This window comes from Kitasatospora sp. NPDC022856 (genome assembly GCF_055561235.1).
On the sequence record NZ_JBVHHE010000004.1, the window covers coordinates 250,324 to 275,980 of the forward strand.

General features: G+C 74.4%; 20 protein-coding genes and 1 tRNA gene. 10 read left to right on the forward strand and 11 right to left on the reverse strand.

All coding sequences use genetic code 11. The annotated features are described in order from the left end of the window. The 4 genes from ACZ34W_RS07530 (at nucleotide 1) to ACZ34W_RS07545 (ending at nucleotide 4,700) form a co-directional block, all read left to right on the forward strand. The gene (locus ACZ34W_RS07530) at nucleotides 1-1,281 is read left to right on the forward strand and encodes a 6-phospho-beta-glucosidase (protein ID WP_465602495.1); all 1,281 of its coding nucleotides are present in this window, start codon (nucleotides 1-3) and stop codon (nucleotides 1,279-1,281) included. Between the two features lie 135 nt (nucleotides 1,282-1,416). Then, complete coding sequence (locus ACZ34W_RS07535; RefSeq protein WP_465602400.1) at nucleotides 1,417-2,436, forward strand: N-acetylglucosamine kinase; 1,020 nt, start codon at nucleotides 1,417-1,419, stop codon at nucleotides 2,434-2,436. 454 nt (nucleotides 2,437-2,890) lie between these two features. After that, nucleotides 2,891-3,859 (forward strand): GNAT family N-acetyltransferase, encoded by a 969-nt coding sequence (locus ACZ34W_RS07540; protein ID WP_465602401.1) that lies wholly within the window; start codon nucleotides 2,891-2,893, stop codon nucleotides 3,857-3,859. 88 nt (nucleotides 3,860-3,947) lie between these two features. Beyond that, entirely contained in the window at nucleotides 3,948-4,700 is a 753-nt protein-coding gene (locus tag ACZ34W_RS07545; protein WP_465602403.1) for an SDR family NAD(P)-dependent oxidoreductase, read from the forward strand. Between the two features lie 231 nt (nucleotides 4,701-4,931). On the opposite strand, the gene ACZ34W_RS07550 is transcribed toward ACZ34W_RS07545, so the two are convergent. The 3 genes from ACZ34W_RS07550 to ACZ34W_RS07560 form a co-directional block, all read right to left on the reverse strand. After that, a complete protein-coding gene (locus ACZ34W_RS07550; RefSeq protein WP_465602405.1) occupies nucleotides 4,932-6,593 on the reverse strand; it encodes an FAD-dependent oxidoreductase in 1,662 nt (553 codons plus the stop codon). 230 nt (nucleotides 6,594-6,823) lie between these two features. Then, complete coding sequence (locus ACZ34W_RS07555; protein ID WP_396489911.1) at nucleotides 6,824-7,741, reverse strand: AurF N-oxygenase family protein; 918 nt, start codon at nucleotides 7,739-7,741, stop codon at nucleotides 6,824-6,826. 245 nt (nucleotides 7,742-7,986) lie between these two features. Next, nucleotides 7,987-9,078 carry an alpha/beta hydrolase gene (locus tag ACZ34W_RS07560; protein ID WP_465602408.1) on the reverse strand — a complete coding sequence of 364 codons (1,092 nt, stop codon included), beginning with the start codon at nucleotides 9,076-9,078 and terminating at the stop codon, nucleotides 7,987-7,989. Between the two features lie 648 nt (nucleotides 9,079-9,726). Between ACZ34W_RS07560 and ACZ34W_RS07565 the strand changes: the two genes are divergently transcribed. Continuing rightward, complete coding sequence (locus tag ACZ34W_RS07565) at nucleotides 9,727-12,180, forward strand: SpoIIE family protein phosphatase (protein ID WP_465602410.1); 2,454 nt, start codon at nucleotides 9,727-9,729, stop codon at nucleotides 12,178-12,180. Between the two features lie 166 nt (nucleotides 12,181-12,346). Here the strand turns inward: ACZ34W_RS07565 and ACZ34W_RS07570 are convergent, their stop codons facing one another. Further along, the gene (locus tag ACZ34W_RS07570) at nucleotides 12,347-16,321 is read right to left on the reverse strand and encodes a hypothetical protein (protein ID WP_465602412.1); all 3,975 of its coding nucleotides are present in this window, start codon (nucleotides 16,319-16,321) and stop codon (nucleotides 12,347-12,349) included. 306 nt (nucleotides 16,322-16,627) lie between these two features. Between ACZ34W_RS07570 and ACZ34W_RS07575 the strand changes: the two genes are divergently transcribed. Together ACZ34W_RS07575 and ACZ34W_RS07580 are read left to right on the forward strand one after the other, a co-directional pair. After that, the gene (locus ACZ34W_RS07575; RefSeq protein ID WP_465602414.1) at nucleotides 16,628-17,041 is read left to right on the forward strand and encodes a carboxymuconolactone decarboxylase family protein; all 414 of its coding nucleotides are present in this window, start codon (nucleotides 16,628-16,630) and stop codon (nucleotides 17,039-17,041) included. 70 nt (nucleotides 17,042-17,111) lie between these two features. After that, nucleotides 17,112-18,035 carry an RNA polymerase sigma-70 factor gene (locus ACZ34W_RS07580; RefSeq protein ID WP_465602416.1) on the forward strand — a complete coding sequence of 308 codons (924 nt, stop codon included), beginning with the start codon at nucleotides 17,112-17,114 and terminating at the stop codon, nucleotides 18,033-18,035. Nucleotides 18,036-18,113: 78 nt separating this feature from the next. On the opposite strand, the gene ACZ34W_RS07585 is transcribed toward ACZ34W_RS07580, so the two are convergent. From ACZ34W_RS07585 to ACZ34W_RS07600, 4 genes are all read right to left on the reverse strand, one after another. Next, nucleotides 18,114-18,197 (reverse strand) — tRNA-Leu (locus tag ACZ34W_RS07585). 71 nt (nucleotides 18,198-18,268) lie between these two features. Continuing rightward, the gene (locus ACZ34W_RS07590) at nucleotides 18,269-19,597 is read right to left on the reverse strand and encodes an alpha/beta hydrolase (protein ID WP_465602418.1); all 1,329 of its coding nucleotides are present in this window, start codon (nucleotides 19,595-19,597) and stop codon (nucleotides 18,269-18,271) included. 147 nt (nucleotides 19,598-19,744) lie between these two features. Beyond that, on the reverse strand, nucleotides 19,745-19,876 hold the full coding sequence (locus ACZ34W_RS07595) for a DUF397 domain-containing protein (RefSeq protein WP_380385873.1): 132 nt from the start codon (nucleotides 19,874-19,876) through the stop codon (nucleotides 19,745-19,747). Further along, complete coding sequence (locus tag ACZ34W_RS07600) at nucleotides 19,839-20,789, reverse strand: helix-turn-helix domain-containing protein (protein WP_465602420.1); 951 nt, start codon at nucleotides 20,787-20,789, stop codon at nucleotides 19,839-19,841. Before ACZ34W_RS07600 ends, ACZ34W_RS07595 begins: the two co-directional genes overlap by 38 nt. 170 nt (nucleotides 20,790-20,959) lie before the next feature. Between ACZ34W_RS07600 and ACZ34W_RS07605 the strand changes: the two genes are divergently transcribed. After that, nucleotides 20,960-21,454 (forward strand): ATP-binding protein, encoded by a 495-nt coding sequence (locus ACZ34W_RS07605; protein WP_465602422.1) that lies wholly within the window; start codon nucleotides 20,960-20,962, stop codon nucleotides 21,452-21,454. A gap of 188 nt (nucleotides 21,455-21,642) precedes the next feature. Here ACZ34W_RS07605 and ACZ34W_RS07610 read toward each other — a convergent pair whose 3' ends face one another. The 3 genes from ACZ34W_RS07610 to ACZ34W_RS07620 form a co-directional block, all read right to left on the reverse strand. Further along, complete coding sequence (locus ACZ34W_RS07610; protein ID WP_329489950.1) at nucleotides 21,643-22,161, reverse strand: cupin domain-containing protein; 519 nt, start codon at nucleotides 22,159-22,161, stop codon at nucleotides 21,643-21,645. 176 nt (nucleotides 22,162-22,337) lie between these two features. Continuing rightward, complete coding sequence (locus tag ACZ34W_RS07615) at nucleotides 22,338-23,186, reverse strand: ABC transporter permease (protein WP_465602424.1); 849 nt, start codon at nucleotides 23,184-23,186, stop codon at nucleotides 22,338-22,340. After that, the gene (locus tag ACZ34W_RS07620; RefSeq protein ID WP_465602426.1) at nucleotides 23,183-24,103 is read right to left on the reverse strand and encodes an ABC transporter ATP-binding protein; all 921 of its coding nucleotides are present in this window, start codon (nucleotides 24,101-24,103) and stop codon (nucleotides 23,183-23,185) included. Before ACZ34W_RS07620 ends, ACZ34W_RS07615 begins: the two co-directional genes overlap by 4 nt. A 132-nt stretch (nucleotides 24,104-24,235) precedes the next feature. Between ACZ34W_RS07620 and ACZ34W_RS07625 the strand changes: the two genes are divergently transcribed. Both ACZ34W_RS07625 and ACZ34W_RS07630 read left to right on the forward strand, forming a co-directional pair. Beyond that, on the forward strand, nucleotides 24,236-25,012 hold the full coding sequence (locus ACZ34W_RS07625; RefSeq protein WP_465602428.1) for a response regulator transcription factor: 777 nt from the start codon (nucleotides 24,236-24,238) through the stop codon (nucleotides 25,010-25,012). 82 nt (nucleotides 25,013-25,094) lie between these two features. Continuing rightward, nucleotides 25,095-25,604, forward strand: coding sequence for a hypothetical protein (locus ACZ34W_RS07630; protein ID WP_329489945.1), 510 nt, complete (start codon nucleotides 25,095-25,097; stop codon nucleotides 25,602-25,604). The last annotated feature ends 53 nt before the right edge of the window (nucleotides 25,605-25,657 follow it).

Consider the following 25,657-nt stretch of genomic DNA (forward strand, 5'->3'; position numbering starts at 1 on the left):
CTGAAGTTGGCCATCGTGGGTGGCGGTTCGACGTACACCCCCGAACTCATCGACGGTTTCGCCCGGCTGCGCGACACCCTGCCGATCGCCGAACTCGTCCTGATCGACCCGGCCGCCGACCGGCTGGAGCTGATCGGCGGGCTGGCCCGGCGGATCTTCGCCAAGCAGGGGCACGGCGCCGTGGTCACCACGACGACCGACGTCGAGGCGGGCGTCGCCGACGCCGACGCGGTGCTGCTGCAGCTGCGGGTCGGCGGGCAGGCGGCCCGCAACCAGGACGAGACCTGGCCGCTGGAGTGCGGCTGCGTCGGCCAGGAGACCACCGGGGCGGGCGGCCTGGCCAAGGCCCTGCGCACGGTGCCGGTGGTGCTGGACATCGCCGAGAAGGTCCGACGGACCAACCCCGACGCGTGGATCATCGACTTCACCAACCCGGTCGGCATCGTCACCCGGGCGCTGCAGCGCGCCGGGCACAAGGCCGTCGGCCTGTGCAACGTCGCGATCGGCTTCCAGCGGCGGTTCGCCGGGCACCTCGGCGTCGACCCCGAGCTGATCCGCCTCGACCACGTCGGCCTCAACCACCTCACCTGGGAGCGCGGCGTCACCCTGCTCGACGCCCCGGGCGCGACCACCGGGCGCGAGGTGCTGCCGGAGCTGCTCACCGGCTTCGGCAAGGAGATCGCGGACGACATCCGGCTGCCGCGGCGCGTCGTCGAGCGCCTCGGCGTGGTGCCCTCCTACTACCTGCGGTACTTCTACCAGCACGACCTGGTCGTGGAGGAGCTGAAGGTCAAGGGCTCCCGGGCCGCCGAGGTCGCCGAGATCGAGCGGCAGCTGCTGGAGATGTACGCCGACCCGGCCCTGGACACCAAGCCGGAGCTGCTCGGGCAGCGCGGCGGCGCGTTCTACTCCGAGGCCGCCGTCCAGCTGATCTCCGCCCTGCTGGGCACCGGCGGCGGGACGTCCGTGCAGGTGGTGAACGCCCGCAACGACGGCGTGCTGCCGTTCCTGCCCGACGACGCCGTGATCGAGGTGCCCGCCGAGGTGGACGCCGCCGGCGTGCGCCCGCTGCCGCAGCGCCCCGTCGAGCCGCTGTACGCCGGCCTCATCGCCGCGGTGACCTCGTACGAGCGGCTCGCCCTCGACGCCGCCCTGCACGGCGGCCGCGACCGGGTCTTCGACGCCCTGCTCGCCCACCCGCTGGTCGGCCAGATCGAACTCGCCGACCAGCTGACGGACCGGCTGCTCGCCCACAACCGCGAGCACCTCGCCTGGGCCTGACGTGCCCGTTCCGTCCGGCCCGCGCCCCCGGCCGCCGTCGCCGCCGACCGCGGCGACGGCCCGCCGGGCCGCGAGGAGACCGACCACCCCCGGCCGGGGACAACGGCCGGGCCACGTACGAGCCGCGGGGACCTCATGACCCACCAGCCCGAACCACTACTGCCCGGCGTTCTCGCCATCGACGCGGGCAACTCCAAGACCGACGTCGCCCTGATCGGCGCCGACGGCACCGTGCTCGGCGCCGCCCGGGGCGGCGGCTTCGCACCGCAGAAGATCGGTGGCGCGGCGGCCGTCGCCGGCCTCGCGCCGCTGGTCGAGGAGGCGGCCACCGCTGCCGGGCTGACCTTCCGCAGCGGTGTGCTGACCACCCACGTCAGCGCCTGCCTCGCCAACGCCGACCTCCCGGTGGAGGAGGCCGCCCTGCGCACCGCCCTGGAGTCGCACCCCTGGGGCCTCAGCAACACCGTCGTCAACGACACCTTCGGCCTGCTGCGGGCCGGCACCGACGGCCCGCGCGGCGTGGCCGTCGTCTGCGGGGCCGGCATCAACTGCGTCGGCCTGCTGCCCGACGGCCGCACCGCCCGGTTCCCCGCCCTCGGCGAGCTGACCGGCGACTGGGGCGGCGGCAGCGGCCTCGCCGTCAGCAGCATGTGGCACGCCGTCCGCGCCGAGGACGGCCGCGGCGGCCCGACCGGGCTCGCCCGCGCCATCGCCGAGCACTTCGGCCTGCCGGACACCGGCACCGTCGCCGAGGCCATCCACCTCGGGCACCTGCCCTTCGGGCGGCTGCACGAGATCGTCCGGGTGCTGTTCGCGGTGGCGGAGACCGGCGACCCGGTCGCCCTGGAGCTGATCGACCGGCAGGCCGACGAGATCACCCGGCTCGCCGTCGTCGCGCTGCGCCGCCTGGACCTGCTGGACGAGCCCACCCCGCTGGTGCTCGGCGGCGGGGTGCTCTCCTCCCGGCAGCCGCTGCTGCTCGACAACCTGACGGCGCGTCTGGCCGCGGCGGCGCCGCTGGCCGAGCCGCGGGTCGTCGTGGCGCCGCCGGTGCTGGGCGCCGCGCTGCTCGGCCTCGACCACCTCGCGGCCGGGCCGGCGGCCCAGGCCCGGGTGCGCGAGGCGTACGACCCGGCCCACCCGGTCGCCGCATGACCCATCGCAGGCCCCCGAGACTCCGCCCCCGACAGGTCCGCACACCCGTCGGGGGCGGTCCTCGTGCGGCGGGCGCCGGGGGCGGTGGCGGCGCGGGTGCCGGGCCTTCTCCCGGCGACCGCGGCCGCGCAGCCGTGTCGTCGCCGCGGCCTTTTCCGCCACCGTGACCGCGGCCGCGCGAGAAGTCGGACCGGCCGACTTCCCGCGCCGTACGGCCTTGACCTCAACCGCACTTCATGGTGTGGGATGGGCATCGACGGCGGCGCACGCCGCCGGGGATCGTGGCCGGTCGAACGACGCGGTCGATGCCCCGTCCGTAGGGTGACGACCGGCCTCGGGCCAGTGGGCCGCCTCCGCACCCGATCGTGCCGGAGGCGGCCCCGGGCCCCGTCCGGCCGGGTCGGCTCGCCCGATCCGGTCGACAGGGCGGCCGCCGATGGCGCAGAGTCGCGGCATGCCCCGACTTCCGCTGCCGTCCCTCCCGGCCCACTACCGGAGCCGGGCCGCCACCCCGGCCGACGCACCGGCGATCCACCGGCTGGTCGCCGCCCGCGAACGCGAGTTGCCCGGCGGCGCCGGCGGCGGGGCCGAGAACGCGGTCGACGGCGTGGCCGCCGACCTGGCCCTGCCCGGTCTGGACCCGGCCCGCGACACGCTGCTGGTGCTGGACGCGGCGGGCACCGTGGTCGCCCGGGCCTGGGTGCACGGCGGTAGGCGGAGCAAGGTGGACGTCCACCCGGCGCACCGGGGACAGGGGTTGGGCGGCGCGCTGCTCGACTGGGTCGAGGCGCGGGCCCGGGAGCTGGGCAGCGAGCGGCTCTCGCAGACCGTCCGGGACGGCGACCGCGCCGCCGACGCGCTGCTGCGTTCGCGCGGGTACGGGCCGTTCGTCACGCAGTGGCTGCTGGAGATCGCGCTGCCCGCCGGGCCGGCGGCGCCCGTACCACCGGACGGGATCACCGTCCGGCCGTTCCGCGCCGGCGACGAGCGGGCCGCGTACCGGCTCACCGAGGACGCGTTCGACGAGTGGCAGGTGCGGCGCAAGCCCTACGAGGAGTGGGCGCGGCACACCGTCGAGCGGGACACCTTCGCGCCCGCGCTCTCGCCGGTCGCGTTCGCGGCCGGGGAGATGGTCGGCGCGGTGCTGTCGCTGGACCTGCCGGAGACCGGCGAGGGCTACATCGAGCGGGTCGCGGTCCGGCGGGACCACCGCGGCCGGGGCGTCGCCCGGGCGCTGTTGCGGGAGGCGTTCGCCGCGTTCCACCGGCGCGGCCGGCGGGCGTGCACGCTGTGGACGCACTCGGAGACCGGCGCGCTCGCGCTGTACCAGCGGGTGGGGATGACCGTCCGGCTCGGCTCGACGGTGTACGGCAAGCCGCTCCACCCGGGCGGGGCCGGCGGGCCGGCCCGATCGGGCGCATGAGCCGGCCGTTCGGACCCGCCGGGAAGTTACCGTTCGGTAGGATCCGGGCCGGGGTCGTCGATCGACGCAGGAGCAGGGGGCGCACACGATGGAGCAGCGACGGACCGCGGTGGTGTCGGGCGGCGGGACGGGGATCGGCCGGGCCGTCGCCGCCGAACTCGCCGGACGCGGTTACCGGGTGGCGATCGTCGGACGACGGGCCGAGGTGCTGGCGAAGGCCGCCGGGGAGATCGGGGGCGACGTGGTGCCGGTCGCGGCCGACCTCACGGTGGCCGCCGAGGTCGCGGCGGCGGCCGAGGCGATCGCGGCACTCGGCCCGGTGGACGTGCTGGTCAACAACGCGGGCGCGGTGATCACCCCGCCCGCCGACGCCTCCCTCGAAGCCCTGGCCGAGGCCTGGCGGCGGGACCTGGACACCAACCTCCTGTCCGCCGTCCTGCTCACCGGCGCGCTCGCCGACCGGCTGCGCCGACCGGGCGGCCGGGTGATCCTGATCAGCTCCGCCGCCGCCCAGCGCGGCGGGGCCGGCCCGCACTCGGCCGGTTCCTACGCCGCCGCCAAGGCCGCCCTGCACGGCTGGGGCTTCGGCCTCGCCCGGCAGTTCGGCCCGGAGGGCATCACCGTCAACATGCTCGCCCCCGGCTACGTCGAGTCCACCGAGATCTTCGGCAGCGGCTGGACGCCGGAGTTCCACGCCGACAAGATCGCCGCCACCCTGGTCGGCCGGGCCGGCACCCCGGAGGACGTGGCGGCGGCCGTCGCCTACCTGGCCTCCCCGGAGGCCGGCTACGTCACCGGCCAGGTCATCGGTGTCAACGGCGGCGCCGTCCTGGGGCGTTGAGGCCGATCAGCGGACCCGCACCGGGCGGGCCGGTCCCGCCCGGTGCGGACCCATCGGCGGGCCGGCGGCTCCCGGGCCGGGCGCCTCACCACCGGCTTGCTACGCCAACCCGCGCCAGCTGCGGCCGGAACAGCGAACCCGCGCGCGGCCGGGCGCCCTCGCGCGGGACCGGGCGACGACTGGCCGGGGCCCGGGCGGGCGCGGGGGCGGGCCCGGGAGCGGGCCCGGGGGTCAGCGGCGGCCGGCCGCCAGGAGGGCGGGGAGGGTGGCGAACTTGACCCGGGGGCGGCCGGCGGCCTCACCGAGGGCGCGTTCGGCGCGGTCGATGGCCCGCAGCTGCTTCAGCCCGACGGCGTCCGGCCGCCGGCTGCGGACCAGCCGGGCCAACTCCCGTCGGGTGCCGGACGAATCGGGCAGCGCACCGGCCGCGGCATCGTCCAGCAGGGCGTCCACGGTCTCCTGCGCGCAGGCCCGGTTGGCCCCGATCCCGCCGGACGGGCCGCGCTTGGCCCAGCCCACGACGTAGGTGCCGGGCAGCGGCCGGCCGGTCTCCGGGTCGATCACGCGGCCGCCCCGGTGCGGCACGGCCGCGGCGGCGGCGTCGAAGGGCAGACCGGGCACGGGGACGCCCCGGTAGCCGATGGACCGCACCACCAGCCCGGCCCGGAGGGTGCCGTGCTCGCCGGTGGGTTCGGCACGCGGACCGTCGGGGCCGGCCACGAGCGCCGTCCCGCCGAGCCGGACGCCCTCGACGCGGCCCGTGCCCAGGAGTTCGGTGGGCGCGGCGAAGAAGCGCAGCACGATCCGGCGGCCGGGGCGCGGCGGCTCGCCGCCGTCGACGTGCTCCAGCGGCAGCCCGGCGAGCAGCGCGGCCTTCGAGCCCTCCGGCGCGGCGGCGATCGCGGCGCGGACCTCGGGGTGGTCCTCGACGACGAGTTCGACGCCGGGCAGGTGCTGGAGCGCGAGGAACTCGGACCGCGTCCAGGCCGCCTGCTCGGGCCCCCGGCGGGCGAGCAGCACCACCTCCCGCACCCGGCTGTCCCGCAGGGCGGCGAGGGCGTGGTCGGCGATGTCGGTCGCGGCGAGCCGGTCCGGGTCGAGCAGCAGGATCCGGGCGACGTCCACGGCGACGTTGCCGTTGCCGACGACGACCGCCCGCTCGGCGGAGAGGTCGACGGCCTCGGCCGGGACGGTCGGGTCGGCGTTGTACCAGCCGACGAAGGTGGTGGCGGGCAGGCTGCCGGGGAGGTCCTCGCCGGGCAGGCCGAGCCGGCGGTCGGTGGCGGCGCCGACCGCGTACACGACCGCGTGGTGGTGGGCGGCCAGTTCGGCGTGGCTGAGGTCCTTGCCGATCTCGACGTTGAGGTGGACCCGCAGCCGGGGGTGGTGGAACACGCTCGCGAAGCTCTCGGCGATTCGCTTGGTCGACTGGTGGTCGGGGGCGACGCCGTGCCGCAGCAGGCCGCCGGCGACCGGCAGCCGGTCGATCATGGTGATCTCCGCGCCGGTGGTGCGCAGCAGCGACTGGGCGGTGTAGCTCGCGGACGGGCCGGTGCCGACGATCGCTATCCGCAGCGGCCCGAGGTCGTCCGGCAGGCTCCGGGGGAAGGTCGGCGCCCCCCAGCTGTGGTCGGCCGGGTGGTCCCGGTAGTAGTCGCGGTTGAGCTCCCCGAAGACGGTGTCGGGGCCGGCGAGCCGGTCGACGGGGTAGACGGCGTCGACCGGGCAGGCGTCCGCGCAGGCGCCGCAGTCGATGCAGGCGACCGGGTCGATGAAGAGCATGTCGGTACTGCCGAACTCCGGCTCGTCCGGGGTGGGGTGGATGCAGTTGACCGGGCAGACGGACACGCACGAGGCGTCGTTGCAGCAGGTCTGGGTGATCGCGTAGGCCATGGCCGGGTGGGGTCCTCGCTGCGTGGGGGGGCGGTCGGGTCACGCCGGGTCGGGTCGGGCGCAGGCGTCGAGCCGGTCGGCGCGGGCGTCGGCCGGCTCTCGGGGTCGGGACGAATCGGGGACGAATCGGGGTCGGGACGGGGTCGGGACGGGGCGGCGTCGCGGTCGCGTCGGCGAGCGCCGGCTCGGGTCGGCTCGGGTCGGCTCGGGTCGGCTCGGGTCGGCTCGGGTCAGAGCATGTCGACGCGGCGGTAGACCGCGGCCGCGGAGCTGTTGAGCAGCCCGGCCTCGCCGAGGAAGGCCATCAGGTGGCTGGAGCTGGTGCGCATCATCGCCTTGCGGTGCTGGTTGGCCCGCACCTCGGCCAGCGCCCGCTCGGTGTCCAGCCCGGCGGCCCGGTACACGCCCCGGTGGACCATGCTGCTGACGATGACGTAGGCCGCCACCGCGATGCCGGTCCCGGCGGCCCGCCGACGGGCGCGGCCGGCGCCGCGCAGCCGCTCGCGGATCTCCTGGCGGGCGAACTTCATGTGCCGCGATTCCTCGACGACATGGATCCGGGACGTCCCGCGGACGATGTCCAGGACGTTCTCGCCGCGCATCCAGTCGCGCTGCATGACGTCGAGCACCTCTTCGGCCACCAGGATCCCGCCGTAGGCGAGTTCACCCTTGGCGGTGGCCTTGAAGAGGCGGCCGGCCTGGGCGATCACCGCGGCCGGCCGGTACTGCGGGACGCCCATCTTCTCGCAGGCGCGCGCGAACATGATCGAGTGCCGGCACTCGTCGGCTATCTCGGTGAGGGCGAAGCGGAACTCCGCGCTGGCCGGGTTCTTCAGGTACTGGTCGCGCAGCACCATCTGCTGCAGGATCATCTCGAACCAGATGCCGGTGGTCATGATCGAGCAGACCTCGTGCCGGGTGAGGGTGACCCGCTGCCGCTCGGTCATCTCGTCCCACAGCCGGGTGCCGTAGAGCGTGCTCCACTCGGGGTTGAGCCCGTAGCCGTCCTCGGGGAGCGGTGCGTCCCAGTCGATCTCGGTCGCCGGGTCGTAGGAGAGGGTCGCGGCCGAGTCGAGCAGTCGCTTCGAGACGTCGTCGTCGGCCGAGGTGTGAGCGTGGATCCCTGCTGCCGTGCCGGGGTGAGCCATGGCTGCCTCCAGGTGCGTGCCCTGCGCGGGGTTCCCGCCCGCCCCGCTTATTAGACGGAGAGTACAATAAGAGGCCGGGCGCGAGAAGCCCTCGCGCACCGGCCTCCGGCGGAACCCGGGCGGCGCGTCAGCACGGCGGCCCGCCAGGCGTCGCGTCCCCTCGGGCGTTGCGGGCCGTCAGGCGTGGCAGACCGTCAGGCGTTGTGGTCCCTCGGGCGTTGCGGTCCCTCAGGCTCCTGGGGGTTTCACGCGTTCGGGCTGAGCGCCAGCCGGAGTGCCCCGGCGGCCTCCGCCGTGGCCTCGCGGAACCGCCGGCCTATCCCCAGGTAGTTGATGTAGCCGTGGATCAGGTCGGGCTGGCGGCTGAGCGCGACCACCACGCCCGCCTCGCGCAGCCGCTCGGCGTACGCCTCCCCCTCGTCGCGCAGCGGGTCGAAGCCCGCGGTGGCGATGTACGCGGGCGGCAGGCCGGTCAGGTCGGGGGTGAGCAGCGGGGAGAGCCGGGGGTCCGAGCGGTCCACGCCCTCGGGTGCGTAGTGGTCGGCGAACCAGTCCATGTGCGCGCTGGTGAGGAGGAACCCGTCGGCGAACAGCTCCCGGGACGGCCGGTGCCGGGAGGCGTCGACGGCCGGGTAGAAGAGCAGCTGGAACGCGGGCGCGGGCCCGCCGCGCCGGACCGCCAGCTGGGCGGTGACGGCCGCCAGGTTGCCGCCGGCGCTGTCGCCGCCGACCGCGATCCGGTCCGGGTCCACGCCGAGGTCGGCGGCCTCGGCGTGGGCGTGGTCGAAGGCGGCCAGCGCGTCGTCCACGGCGGCCGGGAAGACGTGCTCCGGGGCCAGCCGGTACTCGACCGAGAGCACCCGGACACCCGCGTGCCGGGCGAGGAAGCGCGCGGTGTTGTCGTGGCTGGTCCGGGTGCCGAGCACCCAGCCGCCGCCGTGGAAGAAGACCAGCAGCCCGGACGGGGCGGCCAGGCCGTCCGGCGTGTACAGGGTGGCCGGCAGTTCGCCGTACTCGACCGGGATCCGGATCTCGCGGGTGGCCACCGGCTCGATCACCGGACCGCTCACCAGGTGGCGGCCGTGGTCCAGCCCGACCCGCGACGCCGCCACTCCGGCGGGCCTGACCAGGTGGTTCCCGGAGATCCGCTGGAGGCTCAGCAGCAGTTGGGCGTCGAGGGCCAGCCGCTGGCCGTCCCGTCGGACGGGCGCCCCGGCGATCAGCCGGCGCAGCGGCCGCGGCAGCGCGTAGGCCGCGCGGACGGCGGCGGCCTGCGCACGGACCCGGACCGGGATCGGGGCCGGTGCCGGTGCCGGTGCCCGGGTCGGGATCGTCATGGTGCCTCCTGCGTGGTCGGGGCCCGGGCCGGCCGCTCGCGGTGGCCGGCACGACGGCTCGGGATCGAGGCGGCTCAGCGTAGTGTTACTCGCCGGTTCGGCCCAGCGGGCCCCTTCGTGTGTCCGGTCGGTGACGGCCCGGGCCTCGCGGGCCGGGACGGGCCCCGGCCCGGCGCACCGACCACACCCCGAGCCCGTGGGACACCCCGGCAACGCCTGACGGGACACCTCGGCCCGGGCCCCGCACAGGCCCCGGCCCGACCGCCGCCGGTAGCCCGCCGTGACTGGCGGCGACGCGCGCCGGAGGGATGATGGAGAAGCCCCGGGCCAGGCAGCGGGGAGTACGGACCGGCGCGCTCGCGGCCGGAGGAGAGGAGCGACCGGATGAGCACGGTGGACCTCCTCCCCCTCGGCCCCCGGTCACCGGTGGGCCGCGCCCGGCACCCGGTCCCCCCGGCGGACGCCGGCTCTGCCGCCGCCCCTGCCCGGCGGGCGGTGACCCGGCGGCCCGGCGACGGCGCGGCAGCACATCACCCGGACGGGGGCCTGCGGCGGCACGCGGCCCGACGGCCGGAGGGAGGGTGACCATCGGACGGACGGACGAACCGCAGACGGCCGAGACCGCACGACACATCCGAGGTGCGCACCATGGACAGCCGACGACCCCCCTTCGTCGACAGCGCGGCCGGTGCCCTGCTGGACGCGGACGGCAGGATCGTCCGCTGGACCCGGGAGGCCGAGCAGCTGCTGTCCCTGCCCGCCTCCGAGGTCTGCGGCCGCCCGGTCCGTGAGCTGCTGGCCGACCCGGCCACCTGGACCGCCCTGCTGGCCGAACGCCGGACCGAGCGCGCGGCGGCAGCTGAGCGGGCGGCCTCCGCCGAGCCGGCGGCGCCGCAGTCCCCGGAGCAGTCCTCCGACACCTGGTCCGGCACCGCGCTGGTGCGCTCCGGCCGGGGCGAGGAGCTGGGGATCGTCTTCCAGGTGCTCCCGCTGGAGGACAGCGACGGCCGGAAGCCGTCCGGCGCGGCCCGGTACTTCCTGCTCGGCGCCCCCGCCGAACTCGTCACCCAGTGGCGGCAGGACCAGGCGTTCACCCGGGAGCTGTTCCTCCAGGACCGGGTGGGCCTCGCCGTGTTCGACACCCAGCTGCGACTGGTCAGGACCAACACCCACCTGCTCCCCTACTCCGGCCTCCCGCCGGACCTGACCGGACGGCGCCTCGGGGACTTCCTGGAGCCCGAGGGCGCCGAGGCGGTCGAAGCGCAACTGCACGAGGTGCTGCGGACGGGCCGGCCGCTGGTGATCTCCGGGGAGCTGGTGCGGACGATCGAGGAGCCGGGCGGCGGCGCGGCGATGGCGATCTCGGCCTTCCGACTGCAGGCCGCCGACGGCCAGGTGATCGGGGTGACGGCGCTGTTCACCGACGTCACCGCGCTCCACCGCTCCGGCGAGCGGCTCGCCGTGCTGCACCGCGCGACGGCGGCGGTCGGCGGATCGCTCTCGGTCACCGGCACCGCCGGGGACCTCGCCGCCGTCCTGGCGCCCGGGCTGGCCGACCTGGCCGTGGTCGAGATCGCCGAGGCGGTGTTCACCGGCGAGGAGCCGGCGCCCGGCCGGGACGGCCGGCTGCTGCTCCGCCGGACCGCCGTCACCGGGGACGCGGACCTGCTGGAGGACGCGGGACTGGACCGGGTGGCGGAGACGACTGCCGTGGAGTTCGACACCGAGGGCTCACCGATCGCCCCCGCCGGCCCTCCTGCCCCGACCACCGCGGACGCCTCCCCGAGCACGGCCGGCACGATGACCGCGCCGCTGCGCGCCCGGGGCAGCCTCCTCGGCCGGGTGACCGTCCACCGCGCCGCCGGCCGCCTCGCCTACGAACCGGCCGATCTGGACCTGCTGCGCGAGATCGCCGCCCGCACCGCCCTCGCGCTGGACAACGCCCGCCGCTACACCCGCGAGCACCGCGCCGCCGTCAGCCTCCAGCGCAGCCTGCTGCCGCCCGCGCACTTCGAGACCGCCGCCGTGACCACCGCCAGCGTCTACCTGCCCACGGACACCGCCAGCGGCGTCGGCGGCGACTGGTTCGACGTGATCCCGCTCTCCTCGGCCCGGGTCGCGCTGGTCGCCGGGGACGTGGTCGGCCACGGGCTGGAGGCCAGCGCCACCATGGGCCGGCTGCGCACCGCCGTCCGGACCCTCGCCGACCTCGACCTGGAACCCGACGAGCTGCTGGCCCATCTCGACGACCTGGTCTGCCAGTTGCTGATCGAGGGCGAGAGGCCGGAGGAGGACGGTGAGTGGCCCGCCGGTCAGCGGACCGGCCCGTTCGGCGCCACCTGCGTCTACGCCGTCTACGACCCGGTCTCGCGGCGGTGCGCGATGGCCTCCGCCGGACACCCGCCGCCCGCCGTCGCGGCGCCGGACGGCACCGTCGAGTACGTGCCGGTGCGCCCGGGCCCGCCGCTGGGCGTCAGCGGTCTGCCGTTCGAGGTGGCGGAGGTCGAGCTGGCGCCGGGAAGCGTACTGGCGCTCTACACCGACGGGCTGATCGTGGGGTACGGGGGCGACCTCGACGAGGGGCTGGCCGAACTGCGCAGCCGGATGGCCCGCCCCGGCGCCGCCGCCGCACCGCTGCGGGAGCTCGGCCGCGCCATCGTCGACGGTCAGCCGGCGCACCGGCTGGCCGACGACGTCACCCTGCTGCTCGCCCGCACCCGGGCGGTGCCGACCGACGCCACCGCCACCTGGTCGGTGGGGGCCGACCCGGCGGCCGTCGCCCGGGTCCGCGGGAGTGCGACGGCGCGGCTGCGCGACTGGGGCCTGGAGGAGCTCGTCTTCACCACCGAGCTGGTGCTGAGCGAGCTGATCACCAACGCCATCCGCTACGCCGGCGGCCCGGTCGAGGTGCGGCTGATCCTGGCGGAGCGGCTGACCTGCGAGGTCTCAGACCCCAGCGCCACCCAGCCGCGGATGCGCCGGGCCCGGCTCACCGACGAGGGCGGCCGGGGCCTGTACCTGGTCGCCCAGCTCACCAGCCGCTGGGGCAGCCGCTACACCCGCAACGGCAAGACCATCTGGGCCGAGCAGGAGCTGCCGTAGCCACCCCGGCCCGGGCCCGGGCCCGCCCAGGATGGCGAAGGCCCAGGATGGCGAAGGCCCGGGACGGCGAAGGGCCGGTCGACCCGACGGAGTGTCGGGCCGACCGGCCCTCGTGCGGCCGCGCGGAAGCGGGCCGGGGGGATCAGACCGGGAACCAGCCCGGGGATCAGGCCGAGAAGTAGCCGATCAGATCGGCGACCACGTCGGTCGAGCCCCACTGGTTGGCGAACGACACCCGGCCGTCCACCACCGGGACCATCACCAGGGCCGACACCACCGTGCCCGGCCGGTAGTTGATGTTCGAGGCGTCCGGCCGGTCGATCCCGTGCGGATAGACCGTCAGGAAGCTGGTCTCGGTGGGCCAGACCGTCGTGACGTTCAACAGCACCGAGGTGACGCCGGTCGCGGGCACGCCCTCCACGCCGGCCACCTTCAGGCTCACCATGTCCTCCGCCCCGCCCAGCGCACCGGCGCGGGCGCCCTCGCCGTCCCGGGTGTCCAGCAACCGCACCAGCCGGGCCGCCGAGTAGCTCGCGCCCGTACCGCCGTAGTAGCCGACGACGTCGACGCCGAGGTCGACGGAGCCCCAGGCGTTGCGGATGTCCACCTTCCCGTTCACCACCGGCACGGTCACCAGGTTCGACACGTTCTGCCCGGCGGTGAAGTTCAGGTTGGACGCGTCGGGCGCCGCCTGACCGTTCGGGTAGACCGTCACATAGCCGACCTGTGAGGGGTTGACGGCCGTCACGCTCATCACGACCGCCGTGACGCCGGTCGCCGGGACCCCGCCCACGCCGGTCACCTGGAGCGGCACCACGCCGCCCCCGCCGACCCGGCCGGCGGGAGCGCCGACGCCCGAGACGGTGTTCAGGATGCGCGCCGGGGTGACCGGGCTCAGCAGGGCGCCGGCCCCGCTGTCGGTGTAGTACCCGGCGATGTCGACGCCGAGGTCGACGGAGCCCCACGCGTTGCGGAGGTCCACCTTCCCGTTCGCCGGCGGCACGGTCACCAGGTTGGGCACGTTCTGCCCGGCCGCGAAGCTCACCGTCGGCAGGTCGGGCACCGCCTGGCCGCTCGGGTACACCGAGACGGCGCTGTTCTGCGAGGGGTTGACCGCCGTCACGTTCATCACGACCGCCGTGACGCCGGTGGTGGGGACGCCGCCCACGCCGGTCACCTGGAGCGACACCACGCCGCCCTGGCCGAGCCGGCCGGCGGGAGCACCGACGCCCGAGACGGTGTTCAGGATGCGCGCCGGGGTGACCGGGACGAACCGGCCCTTCGCCGCCGCCACCGCGGGCGTCACGGTGAACGCCTTGGTGAGGCCGCTGCCCGTGCCGCCCGCGTCCAGCAGCAGGTCGTAACTCCCCGGCTCCAGGCCGTTGGTGTCGACCAGGACGGTGAGCGACGTGCTGTCCGGGCTGACCGAGATGGGCTTGACGAACGGCTGGGTGCTGCTCCAGGAGCCGTTGCGGCTCAGCTTCACCTTGGATCCCAGGGTGAGGTTGCTGCCGCGCAGCACGGCCTGGGTCTGCGTCCCGGCCGCGCCGGTCGCGGGACTGATCGAGCCGAGGACCTCCACCCGGGGCCTGCTGCAGTCGAAGACGCCGCAGGCTCCCTGCATGCTGTACTCGACCGGCGTCGCCGCCTTCGCCGCGCTGACCACCAGGACGGCCTGCCCCGCGGCGGCGCTCTGGGTGGTCTGGCAGCGGGTGCCGAACTGGCCGTAGCTGCCGCTGCACTGGTAGCTGAGGTCGTAGCCGTCCCACATCGCCGGTCCCACGAGGGAGATGTAGGGCTGGTCCCCACCGACGGCGCTACTGGTGCCGAAGACGCTGAAGGACTGCGACGGCTTCATGTCGATCACCGCGCAGTAGCCGGACGACGACTCGGTGAGCACCCCGCTCCGCACCGGGAAGCCGTCCGCCGGGAGCGGGTGGGCGGTGCACTCCGCGGCCCAGCCGTCCGCCGTACCGACCTTCCAGGTGTCCACGTTGACGTGGATGTCCTTGCCCTGGTAGCCGGCCGCGAGCACCAGCACGGTGTAGGAGGTGGAGCCCGTGACCTTGCAGGAGACACCGCCCTGGACGCAGACGTTCCTGCCGTCCGCGTCGAGGACCTGCGCCTGCACCGAGCCACCGGTCGGCCGCGAGCCCAGCCAGAACTTGTCCGTGGCGGCGGCGGTGACCCGGACGCACCGGGCGTCCAGCGCGGAGTGCAGGTCCATCGGGACGGAGCGGCCACCGGCCGTGGTCGAGACGGGTGCGAGGCAGTCCGCGCTGGGTGAGATGTCCCGGCGGACCAGCTTGTAACTGTCGCCCCACCGCAGGTTGGTCAGCAGCGCCGTGTAGGACACGCCGGCCGTGAGCGGGCAGGTGATGACCGAGCTCGAAGCCGTCGAGCAGGCCACGTTGCCCTGCGGGTCGACCATCTCCAGCGCGGCGTTCAGCTGGTTCTGCGTGTTGGTGTAGTCGGCCATCTCGGCGGTGGAGTGCTGATCGGCGGGCAGGGCCAGGCACGCCTGCGGCAGCTCGTTGGTCAGCGTGACCTCCGCGCCCCAGGAGCCGTCGTACCCGCTCCGCGACCAGGCGGCGCAGCCGGCCGTCTCACCGGTCCGGTGGATCACCAGCTGGTACGCCTGGTTCGCCGTGCCGCTCAGGACGGCGCGGAACGGCGCCGTACCGGTCAGTTTGCAGACGACGTGGTCGCACTGGACCGCACCGGCCGCGTCGTAGACCGTGACACTCGTCCTGCTCCCGCCCGTCGGTGGCCGGTCGAGCAGGTAGAGACCGTTCCCGGAGGCCGTCGGCAGGGTGCGGCAGGCCTGTGCGCCCTGGGCGCCGAAGGTGCCGGTGGCCGGGCCGGAGACCAGGCCGTCGTCCTTGGCCGGGGTGCAGCCCCGGGTCTCCGCGTCCGAGCGGAAGGACATCCCGAACGCGCCGACGCTCGGGCTGCGCCCCTCGACCACCCAGGTGTACGTCCCGGGAGGGAGCTGACAGCCGGCGTGCGTCGCGCAGCCGCCGAACTGCTGGGTGCCGTCGGCGGCGAACAGTCCGCCGTACAGCTCGGACCCGTCGGCCCGGAGCGCGGCGAACGAGTACGGCGCCTGCTCGGTGAACCGCAGCGCACGGCAGCGCGCGACCGGGCTCAGGTCCGGGGCGACGCCGAACGCCTGGGCGTCCACGACCGGGCAGCCCTCCGGGCGGGTGAGCCGCGCCAGGGTGAGGTCGTACGTCTGGGCCGAGCCCCAGACCTGCTGCGTCGTCACCCGGAACGGGGCCGGACCGGCGAGCGTGCAGTCGAGCTCGGTGGACTCGCTCGTGCCGTAGGTGGTGCAGACCCGCTTGCCGGTGGCGTCGTAGACGTCCTCCGCGGTCTGGTAGACCGACGAGTGGAGCCGCAGCACGTCCCCGGCGGCCAGCTCGGCCGGCGCGAAGCAGTGCCCCGACGAGCCGACCGGCAGCTCACCGTGGAACGCGGTCGGAGCGCCGAGCGCGAGGTCGGTGCCGCTCGCCGCCTTGCAGGAACCGGGCGACAGCAGCGGCAGGTACGAGACCGCGAGGCCGTTCTGCTGACCGCTGCCGTCGCGGGCCGTGAGCTTGTACGTCCCGGCCTGGCCGGTGGCGCAGCGCAGCAGCGAACTCCCCCACGTGGGCCCGCCCGACGGGCTCTCGCAGGTCACCGCGGTGCCGTCCGGGGCGGCCAGGGACTGGTAGATCCCCGCTCCGCCACTCGACCCGACGGCCTGGACGAACACGAGGTCCTGGGCCTGCGTCAGGGTGAACGAGAGGGTGGCGCTCTGGTAGCCCCCGAGGGTGCAGGTGACCACCGTCCCCGCGGTCAGCGTCTCCGGGCAGGCGCCGGTCGGCCCGGCCTCCGCGAGCTCGCGGGCCGCAGCCGCCTGCTCGGTCTTCGGGTCCATCGTGGGCGCGGCCTTCGGGCCGGCGGCGGGCGCCGTGCCCGGGCTCGCGGACGGTGCGGCGGGCGTGGCCGGCGAAGCGGCCGACGGCGCGGCGGAGGCCGAGGCGCCCGGCGGTGTGGCCGCCGCCGCGGGGGCGATCTGGCCCACCAGTGCGGCCAGCACGGCGAGCAGCAGGGTCCCCGGAGCGGCGATGCCCGCTCCCCTCCGTCTCTGTCGCACGCGTCTGCCTGACGGCAGCATGCTCATACGTACCCCCCAAGGTCTGGAACGCCCGACTGCCGTGACCGTCACAGCAGCTCCTGGGCAGGCGGAGTCTAGCGACGACGGCCCCGCCTTGATCGCCAATTTCGCGCCCCGCGGGACGCACCGGCGACGCGGAGACGCGGGTCACATCCGTGCGTGTCACAACCCGGCCGCCCAGTCCGTCTCAAGGGGTGCAGGGACGGACGACAACGGAGGAGCACCCCATGGACGCGACTGAGCCTGTTCGCCACCCCGGCCGCCGGGAAGGCCTTCAGGCACCTGATGGCGCTGGGCAGGACGCTCAAGGACGGACCGCTGCCGGCGGCGACGCAGGAGCTGGTGGCGCTGCGGGTGAGCCAGATCAACGGCTGCGCGGTCTGCATCGACATGCACGGCAAGGAGGCCGCGGCCGCCGGCGAGACCGCGGTGCGGCTCAACCTGGTGGCGGCGTGGCGGGAGGCGACGGTCTTCACCGAGGCCGAACGGGCCGCGCTGGAGCTGGCGGAGCAGGGGACGCGGGTCGCGGACGCGGCCGGCGGGGTCGACGACGAGGTGTGGGCGCGGGCCGCCGCGCACTTCGACGAGGAGCAGTTGGCCGCCCTGACGATGCTGGTCTCGCTCATGAACATGGTGAACCGGCTCAACGTCATCACCCGGCAGCCCGCCGGCGAGTACGAGGTCGGTCAGTTCCACTGAGTACGCGACGGGCGGGGGCGACGGGCTCCCGCCCGCGGATGGTTCGGACGATCAGGAGAGGGGATCCGGCGTGAGCAAGGTCGAGGAGTTCGAGGAGCTGCGGTCGCTGCTGTTCTCGATCGCCTACCGCATCCTGGGCAGCGTGAGCGAGGCCGAGGACGCGGTGCAGGAGACGTGGCTGCGCTACGACGGCTCGGCGACCCGGCCCGCGTCGGTCAGGGCCTTCCTGTCGGCGACGGTGACGCGGATCTCGATCGACGTCCTGCGCTCGGCCCGGGTGCGGCGGGAGGCGTACGTGGGCGCGTGGTTCCCCGAGCCGCTGCTGGACGACCCCTACCAGGACCCGGCGCGGTCGGCGGAGCTGGCGGACTCGGTGTCGATGGCGGCGCTGCTGCTGCTGGAGCGACTCAGCCCGCTGGAGCGGGCGGCGTTCGTGCTCCGGGAGGTGTTCGGCTTCGGGTACGACGAGGTGGCGGCGACGGTCGGCCGGTCCGAGGCCGCCTGCCGGCAGCTGGTGGTGCGGGCCCGCCGGCACATGGAGGCCGGACGGCCGCGCTTCGAGGCGGTCCGCACGGAGCAGGAGGAGCTGTCGGCGCGGTTCTTCGAGGCCCTGCGCGAGGGTGATGTGGCCGGTCTGCAGGAGCTGCTGGCCGCCGACGTGACGATGGTCGGCGACGGCGGCGGCAAGACCCCGCAGCTGGCCAGGGCCATCGTCGGCGCCGGGAACGTGGCCCGACTGCTGGCCGCCTTCTTCCCCCGGCTGGCGCTGGTCGACGTGACCTGCGAGCCGCACGAGGTCAACCGCCAGCCGGGCGCGATCCTCCGCGACCGGGACGGCAGGGTGCTGCAGGCGCTGTCGCTCGACGTGCTCGACGGCCGGATCCAGGCCATCCGCCTGGTCCTCAACCCCGACAAGCTCGGCCACCTCGGCCCGGTCGCCGACGCCTGGGCCGTCCACGACGAGGTCCGGAAGGCCGGCCGCCCGAGGCGGTGACCCCCGGGACAACGAGAAGGCCGGTCGGCCCGACGTGAGTCGGGCCGACCGGCCTTCTGCTGGTCTGACGACCAAGTGTGCGCGAGGGGGGAGTTGAACCCCCACGCCCTTTCGGGCACTGGAACCTGAATCCAGCGCGTCTGCCTATTCCGCCACCCGCGCATCTGGGTGATGAGGTAAATCGTAGCCCATCCGCGCGGGTGCTCCGAACCAGGTCAGTGGGGCCGCCGGGATCAGCCGGCGAGGCGCTCCACGATCCAGTCCAGCAGCACGGGGGACCCGTTGCTGTGCACGGTGTTGTCGTCGTCGAAGGCGACCTCGTCCAGGTGGCCCCGGTCGAGGTCCGCGTCGGTGATGGAGAGGTTCACGTCGACGTTCCACCGCACCGGGTCGAAGTCCAGCGCCGCCGCGCTGACGGACGGCACGAAGGCGCCGCTGCGGAAGTCCTCGGAGATCTTCGCCTTCAGCGCGTCCGCGACCTTGCCGAAGGAGTCCAGGGTGCCGCCGGGCGCCCCGTCCAGCGCCGGGACCTCGGTGGTGGTGCTGCGGCGCATCGCCAGGCCGAGGTGCATGCCGCCGATCGGCTGCTCCTCGCCCCGCTCCGGCTGGAAGCGGGCCGTGGCGCTGGCGATCAGGGCCTGCCAGTCGAAGGCGACCTCGCCCGCCGGCAGCGGGCGGCCGACGCCGTCGCGGCGGCCGTTGGAGACGCCCAGCTTGCGCGGGATCGACGGGAACTCGTCGAAGCGCTTGAGGTCCGCCAGGAACTCCTCGCGCAGCGGGCTGGAGGTGGCGACCGGCCCGGAGTACTTGGAGTTCTCCACCCAGGCCCAGAGCAGCTGCTGGGCGGCGGGGCTGCGGATCAGGTCGGCCTGCTTCGCGCCGTCCGGGCCCGCCGGGGTGTAGTCCTCGAAGAAGTAGGCCATCTGCTGGAGCACCAGCGGGATCCACGCGCCGTTGTGGGGCGAGTCGAAGGAGAGGTACGTCTCCGTCTGGTGGTCCATCTTCTGCGTCTCCAGCTTGGCGAGCGCGAAGCGGGTGACGATCCCGCCCATGCTCACCCCGCCGACGGTCAGCCGCTCGTCGCCCACCCGCTCGTCGATCAGCTTCTGGATCGCCGCGATCGCGACCTCGGCGTTGGCCTGGATGTGGGTGTGCCGCTCCTCGAAGCCGAGCAGGACGATGTCGAAGCCCCGGGCGAGCAGCTGGTCGAAGAGCCCCTGCTTGTCGTCGTAGGGCTGGTTGAAGTACGCGAACAGCTCGGGGAGCTTGCTCGGGCCGTAGCTGAAGCCGTCCGCGAAGAGGAAGGGCTTGCGCAGGCCGAGCTTCGGGTTGGCGTAGTAGACGGCCGCCTTGCCCTTCGCGGCCTGGCCCTTGTACTCGGCGCCGGTCAGCTCCCAGACCACGTCGGCCTGGCGCCCGCCGGGAGCCGAGCGCTCCAGCGCGGAGGCGAACCACACGTCGGTCGTCAGCGAGGCGGCGAGCTCCGCCACCTCCGCCTGGCTGGGTTCCGCCTGGCCCCCCTTGAGGGTCAGGGCTACGTCGATCCGGGGTTCCTGTGTCATGACTACCGCCTCGGTCCAGTCGAACGGGGATCACGTGCGCACAGTTGGCGACCGTAATGGTTTGATCACGCACCGCACCAGCGGAACACGCAGAGTGATCGAGATTGTTCGGCCGCAGTTGGCGGATGACCGGAGTTGGCCGACCGGTCAGACGGGGAAGTCGCCGGCCCGGACGGCGGCGAGGAACGAGTCCCAGGCGGAGGCGGGGAAGAGGAGGGCGGGCCCGTCGGGGTCCTTCGAGTCACGCACCGGCACGAGGCCGGGGAATCCGGGGGCCACCTCGATGCACTCGCCGCCGTGATCGGCGCTGTAGCTGCTCTTCAGCCAAGCGGCTGCGGCGAACTCGGACTTCGTCATCCCGGTACTCCTCCATCGCCTCGGCGATCAGCGCGCGGGAGTCGCTGGCCGAGAGTACTTCCCCGCGCACGAGATCATAGTCGCGCCGATGCTCCGAGACGACCGCCGGCTCCTCGCTGAAGTGCCCTCGAACGAGGCTCTCCGAGTAGAGCCACTCGACCCCATCTACCATCTCCAGAAGGAACATTGAGACAGATGGAAGCCTGACCCCCGCATTCTGGAAGGGCGCCACCTGGATGCCGACGTTGGGCCGGTCGCTCATCGCGAGAAGGTGCTCCATCTGGGCCCGCATGACACCCGGCCCTCCAGTGACATTGCGAATGGCGCTCTCATGGAGGACCACGAGCAGCAACGGACCGTCGGACGCGAGAAAGCGGTCCTGCCTGCTCAGCCGAGCTGACACACGCTCGGCAAGCAGCTCCGCATTGTCACGGGCCTCTCCCAGGCTGAACAGCGCACGGGCGTATTCCTCGCACTGGAGCAACCCATTGATCCGGGCGTACTGGAAGACTCTCTCGGCCACTGCCGCAGCCTCCAGTTCCACGAACCTCTGGAACCAGTCAGGGTACTCGACCTCCGCGTTCCAGTCGACCCGCTCGTACAGCCGGGCGAGCAGGCCTCCCGTCCGCAGCGCCCTGTCCGCCTCCTCCAGCAGCTCGACCGGGAACTTGCGCTTACCGCCCTCCGACTTGGTGACCACCGTCCGGTCGCAGTGCAGGAGCCTGCCCAGCTCCTCCTGCGTGAGCCCGGCCGCCTCTCGGGCGAACCGCAGCTCCTCGCCGAACAGTTCGGCCGAACTGGCGGTCGGCCCCGAGCGGCCCTTCCGATGTGACATCCCCGCCCCCTCTCGTGGCGGGACCCCCCGTCACGCCGAATTGGTCGTCACCGTACCTCCGTCCCCTCGATGATTGATGCCGGAACGCAATCTTCTGCTTGCACCGCGTGACCACGCGCCGTCCCGCGAGCCGCTTCCACTCCCCCATCGCCCCAGGAGGTAGCCACGCCATGTCCAAGAACTGCGTAGACCGCCGGCTGTTCGGCCCCCAGCACCGTCGACCGCGTGAATTCGCGGCGCGGCTGGACTCCCGGCCCGCGTGCACCCCGCTGGCCCGGCTGATGCTGCGGGCCTATCTCGCCGGGATGCCGCAGGGCGAACGCTACTCGGACGTCGGCGAGTTGCTGCTCGGCGAACTCTTCGCCAACGCCGTCCAGCACAGTGACGCGCCGCCGGACCGCATGATCGAGGTCCGGTTCGCGCTGATCACCGACCGGCTCCGGATCGAGGTGCACGACGCGGGCACCGGCCGCCCGACCGCCCGGCTCTCCGCCACCGACGACGAGCACGGGCGGGGCCTCCTCCTCGTCAACGAGCTCGCGGACCGGTGGGGTTGCCGCCCGCGTGCGGGCGGGGTGGGCAAGTTCGTCTGGGCCCTGGTCGCCCCCGGGCCCGAGTACACCGGTCCCGCCTTCGGTCGTGCTCCCGGCGTCATCGCCGTCTGACGGCAGCGCCACCCCGGCGCATTCACCGTGCGCCCCGCAACGGTTTCCCCCCAACGTGGGGTTTGGCTCAACCCATCGGCCCGTGCGTACCGATGCCCCATGCGGCGCAAGTCCCGGGCGGGGTGGCGGCGCTGAGGGCTGCCACCCCGTTCGCCGCTCCTCCCCCGGTCGACGACTACCGCTGCCCGTTACTTCGCGGCGTCGAGGGTGGCGCGCCAGAGCGGGCTGTCGACGTAGTGGTTGTCGTACTGCTCGGAGGAGTCCTTGATCTCCTGCGGGCTCGCCTCGCCGCGCATCACCCGGCCGAGCAGGCGCAGGTAGTCGAAGCGGGGCATGCCCGGGGTGAAGACGAAGAGCACGTCGGCCTCGGAGCCGGGCGCCGCCGCGAAGGCGTGCGGGGTGTGCGGCGGGACGAGCAGCAGGTCGCCGGCGCCGAGGACCTTGATCTCGTTCTCGACCAGCACCTGCAGCGAGCCGTCGATCACGAAGAACAGCTCCGAGGCCCGGGTGTGGAAGTGGGCCGGGGCGCCGACCGCGCCCTTCGCGAAGGTCGAACGGTAGCTGGTGATCGAGCTGCCGTCGGTGCCGCAGTCGGCCAGCAGGGTCATCACGCTGCTCGGGTCACTGGTGGTCTCGGCCTCGGCCGCGCGGGTCAGCACGGGCTTGAGGTCGGCGGCGGCCGGGATGAGGTTCGCAGCGGTGTTCACAGTCGTTCTCCGTGTTTCGGGTGGTGGGCCCCGGTCTCTCGCCGTGGCCTTGTGTCTACGACTCTACGCAGTCGATAGACCCGGGCCAGGGTGCATTTCCGACCCACTTCCATGGGTCAATTCTCGGACGCCGCCTGTCCTGACTCGGCGTCATCCACGGTCTCCGCAGCAGCTGCTCAGACATCCCGGCGCCGCACGACGACCACCGCGAGCACGACGGCGACGAGCGGCCAGAGCAGGTACACGGCCCACGAGCCGGGGACGGTCGCGGTGTACGCGAGGGAGTCGGGATCCGCCGGCCAGCTCTGGACCAGGCGCCGCCAGGCGGTGGACGGCATCAGGTGGTTGACGTCCGCCGACCAGCGCGTGCCCTCCGAGAACATCGGGGGCAGCAGCACCAGCGTGAAGACCCCGGTGACCACGGTGGTGGCGGTGTGCCGGATCAGCACCCCGAGACCCAGCCCGACCAGGGCGCAGATCGGGGCCACCAGGGTGCACGCCACCAGGGCCCGGGCCAGCCCGGGGTGGGTGGCCGGGGCTCCCCCGCCCAGCACGGCCTGGGAGGCCAGGAAGGAGCCGACGGCGGTCACCGCGCCGACCGCGGTCCACAGCGCGGCGGTGACGGCCGCCTTGGCCAGGACCACCTGGCCACGGGCGGGGACGGCCACCGTGGTGGTGCGGATCAGCCCGCTGCTGTACTCGCTCACCACGGTGATGGCGCCCATCGTGGCGGCGACCAGCATCAGCGTCCAGTACCCGGCCGCCGGAAAGGCGTTGAAGGGGAGGAACTCGCGGGGCGCGCCCGGGACCGCGTCGCCGTCGTGCGCCGCCATCGTCGCCGCGACGGCGGAGCCGATGACGAACACCGTGGTGACCGCGATCGCCCACGGGGTGGAGCGCAGCGACCGCATCTTGATCCACTCGGAGGCGAGCAGATCTCCGAAGCGCACGGGAGAGGCAGCCGCCGGGACGACTGCGGGGGCGACTGCGGGGGCTGCCGCCGGGGCGGCCGTGGACGTGGTCATCGGGGCTCTCCTGCCAGGTATTCGACGCTGTCGGCGGTGAGTTCCATGAAGGCCTCCTCCAAGGAGGCGTTCCGGGTGGTCAGTTCGTCCAGCAGGATCCGGTGCTCCAGGGCGAGCGCGCCGATCCGGTCCGCCGGCAGTCCGGTCACGGTGAGCCTCCCGGTACCGGCCGGGTCCGGCGGTGCGACCGAGCCGCCCGCGGCGGTCAGCACCGCCGCCAGTTCGGCGGCCTGCCGGGTGCCCACCACGACGCCCCGGCCGGTGCTGCGGGCCGCGAACTCCCCGACCGGCTCGGCGGCGAGGAGCCGGCCCCGGCCGATCACCACGAGGTCGTCGGCGGTGTGCTCCATCTCCGACATCAGGTGGCTCGACAGCAGCACCGTGCGCCCCTCGGCGGCCAGGCGCCGGAACAGCCGGCGCATCCAGAGCACGCCCTCCGGGTCCATGCCGTTGACCGGTTCGTCGAAGACCAGCACGGGCGGGTCGCCGAGCAGGGCGGTGGCGATCCCGAGCCGCTGCTTCATGCCCAGCGAGAACCCGCCGATCCGGCGGGCCGCCGCCTCGGCCAGCCCCACCTCCCGCAGCACCTCGTCGACCCGGCGCAGCGGAATGCCGTTGCTGCGGGCCAGGGCGGACAGTAGGGCCGCGGCGCTGCGTCCGCCGTGCACCTGGTTGGCGTCGAGGAGCGCGCCGACGTGCCGCAGGCCGCGCGGGTGGGTGCGGAAGGGGAGGCCGCCGACGGTGGCGGTGCCGGCCGTCGGCGCGTCCAGGCCGAGGATCATCCGCAGGGTGGTGGTCTTGCCGGCACCGTTGGGGCCGAGGAATCCGGTGACCCGGCCCGGCCGCACGGTGAAGGTGAGACGGTCGACGGCGGTCCTGCCGCCGTAGTGCTTGGTGAGTTCCTTGACTTCGATCACGAGGTCGACTCTGCCCGGGCGGACCTCGTCCGGGCATCGGGCCCGGGGCGACACCTCGGCCGGCGGGATCCGCCCACGGGCGTACGCCCCCGGGCCGATGCCGCGTGGCCGGCCGCTGGCTAACCTCGCCGCATGAACGTCGGAACGATCACCCCGCGCACCGCCGCGCCCACGCCCCGGCCGAGAGGCGCCGTGCCGGTGACCGGCACGCGGGTCGCGGCCTGGGTGGGCGGCTCCGTCTACGTCCTCGCGACGGCCCTGCTGGCGGGGGCCACGCCGCGGGCTCCGCACGCGCTGCACGCCGTCGGGTCGCTGCTGGCCGTGAGCCTGCTCGTCGGTGTGCTGCGGAGGATGCCGCTGCTGGCGCTGACGATGGCTCTGCTCGGCTCCGCCCTCGTGGTGGTGGGCACCGGGAACTCCGGCGGTCCGCACCTGGCGCTGACCTACCAGAGCCAGTTCCTGCCCTTCCTGGCGGTGGACGCGCTCCTGGGCTTCGTCGTCGCCACCGGTACGAGCCGGGCCGGGGCGAGCGGCTTCGTGGTCAAGGACATGGCGCTGGACGACATCCTCGCGGCGGTCCGGGTGGTCGCCGACGGCGACGCGCTGATCGCGCCGGGCGTGACGCGCCGGCTGATCGCGGACTTCGTCGGGCGCCCGGGGGCCGCCCGCCCCGGGGCCGCCCCGGAGGGCCCGCCCCCGACGGTCGAGGGCATCACCGAGCGGGAGCGGGAGGTGCTGACCCTGGTCGGGCGCGGCCGGTCGAACGCCGAGATCGCCGAGGACCTCTTCATCACGGTGGCCACCGCCAAGTCGCACGTGTCGCGGCTGCTCGCCAAGCTGGGCGCCCGGGACCGGGTCCAGCTCGTGATCACCGCCTACGAGGCCGGGCTGGTCACGCCCTCCCGGTGACCGCCCGACCCGGCCCCGGGGGACCCGACCGCCGTGGTGTACTGGGCCAAGTCGGCCCGTGCAGCACACACTTGGGGGAGCCGTGTTCCACAGCGACGACCGGCGCCCGCCCGGCATCCGGACGCCCGACCGGGAGACCGCCGAGGAGTTCGGCGAGCCGGTCGCCGTGCTCCGCGACGCCCCGGCCGGGTGGTTCACCCTGCTGGGGCGGCAGAGTTCGGACGGGTTCCTCCACTGCCTCGACGTCGGCTACCACCGCGGCACCGACCTGATGGCGACCGTCCAGACCTCCCGGCCGCTGCCGAAGAGCCACCGGGTCCGGCCGTTCAGCACGCCCGAGTCCGAGCTCTGGGTCTTCCTCGCCAACTCCGGGAGGATCGACCACGGGACGTTCCCGGAGGACCTCGGGCCCGTCCGCCACGAGGTCGCCCTCCGCCTGGACGGGGTCGCCACCCGGGTGGCGGGGTACCGGTCCCACGGCTGCACCAGCGCCTCGCTGCCGTGCGGCGCCGGGCACCTCGTCGTGACCGCGCCGGACGCGCACTGGGAGGCCGTCGCCGACCTCGTCCTGCGCCGGGCGGGCGACTTCTAGGGGCCTCCTCGACCCTGAGCCCCTGCCCCTGCCCCTGCGCCCGCTCGGCGCCC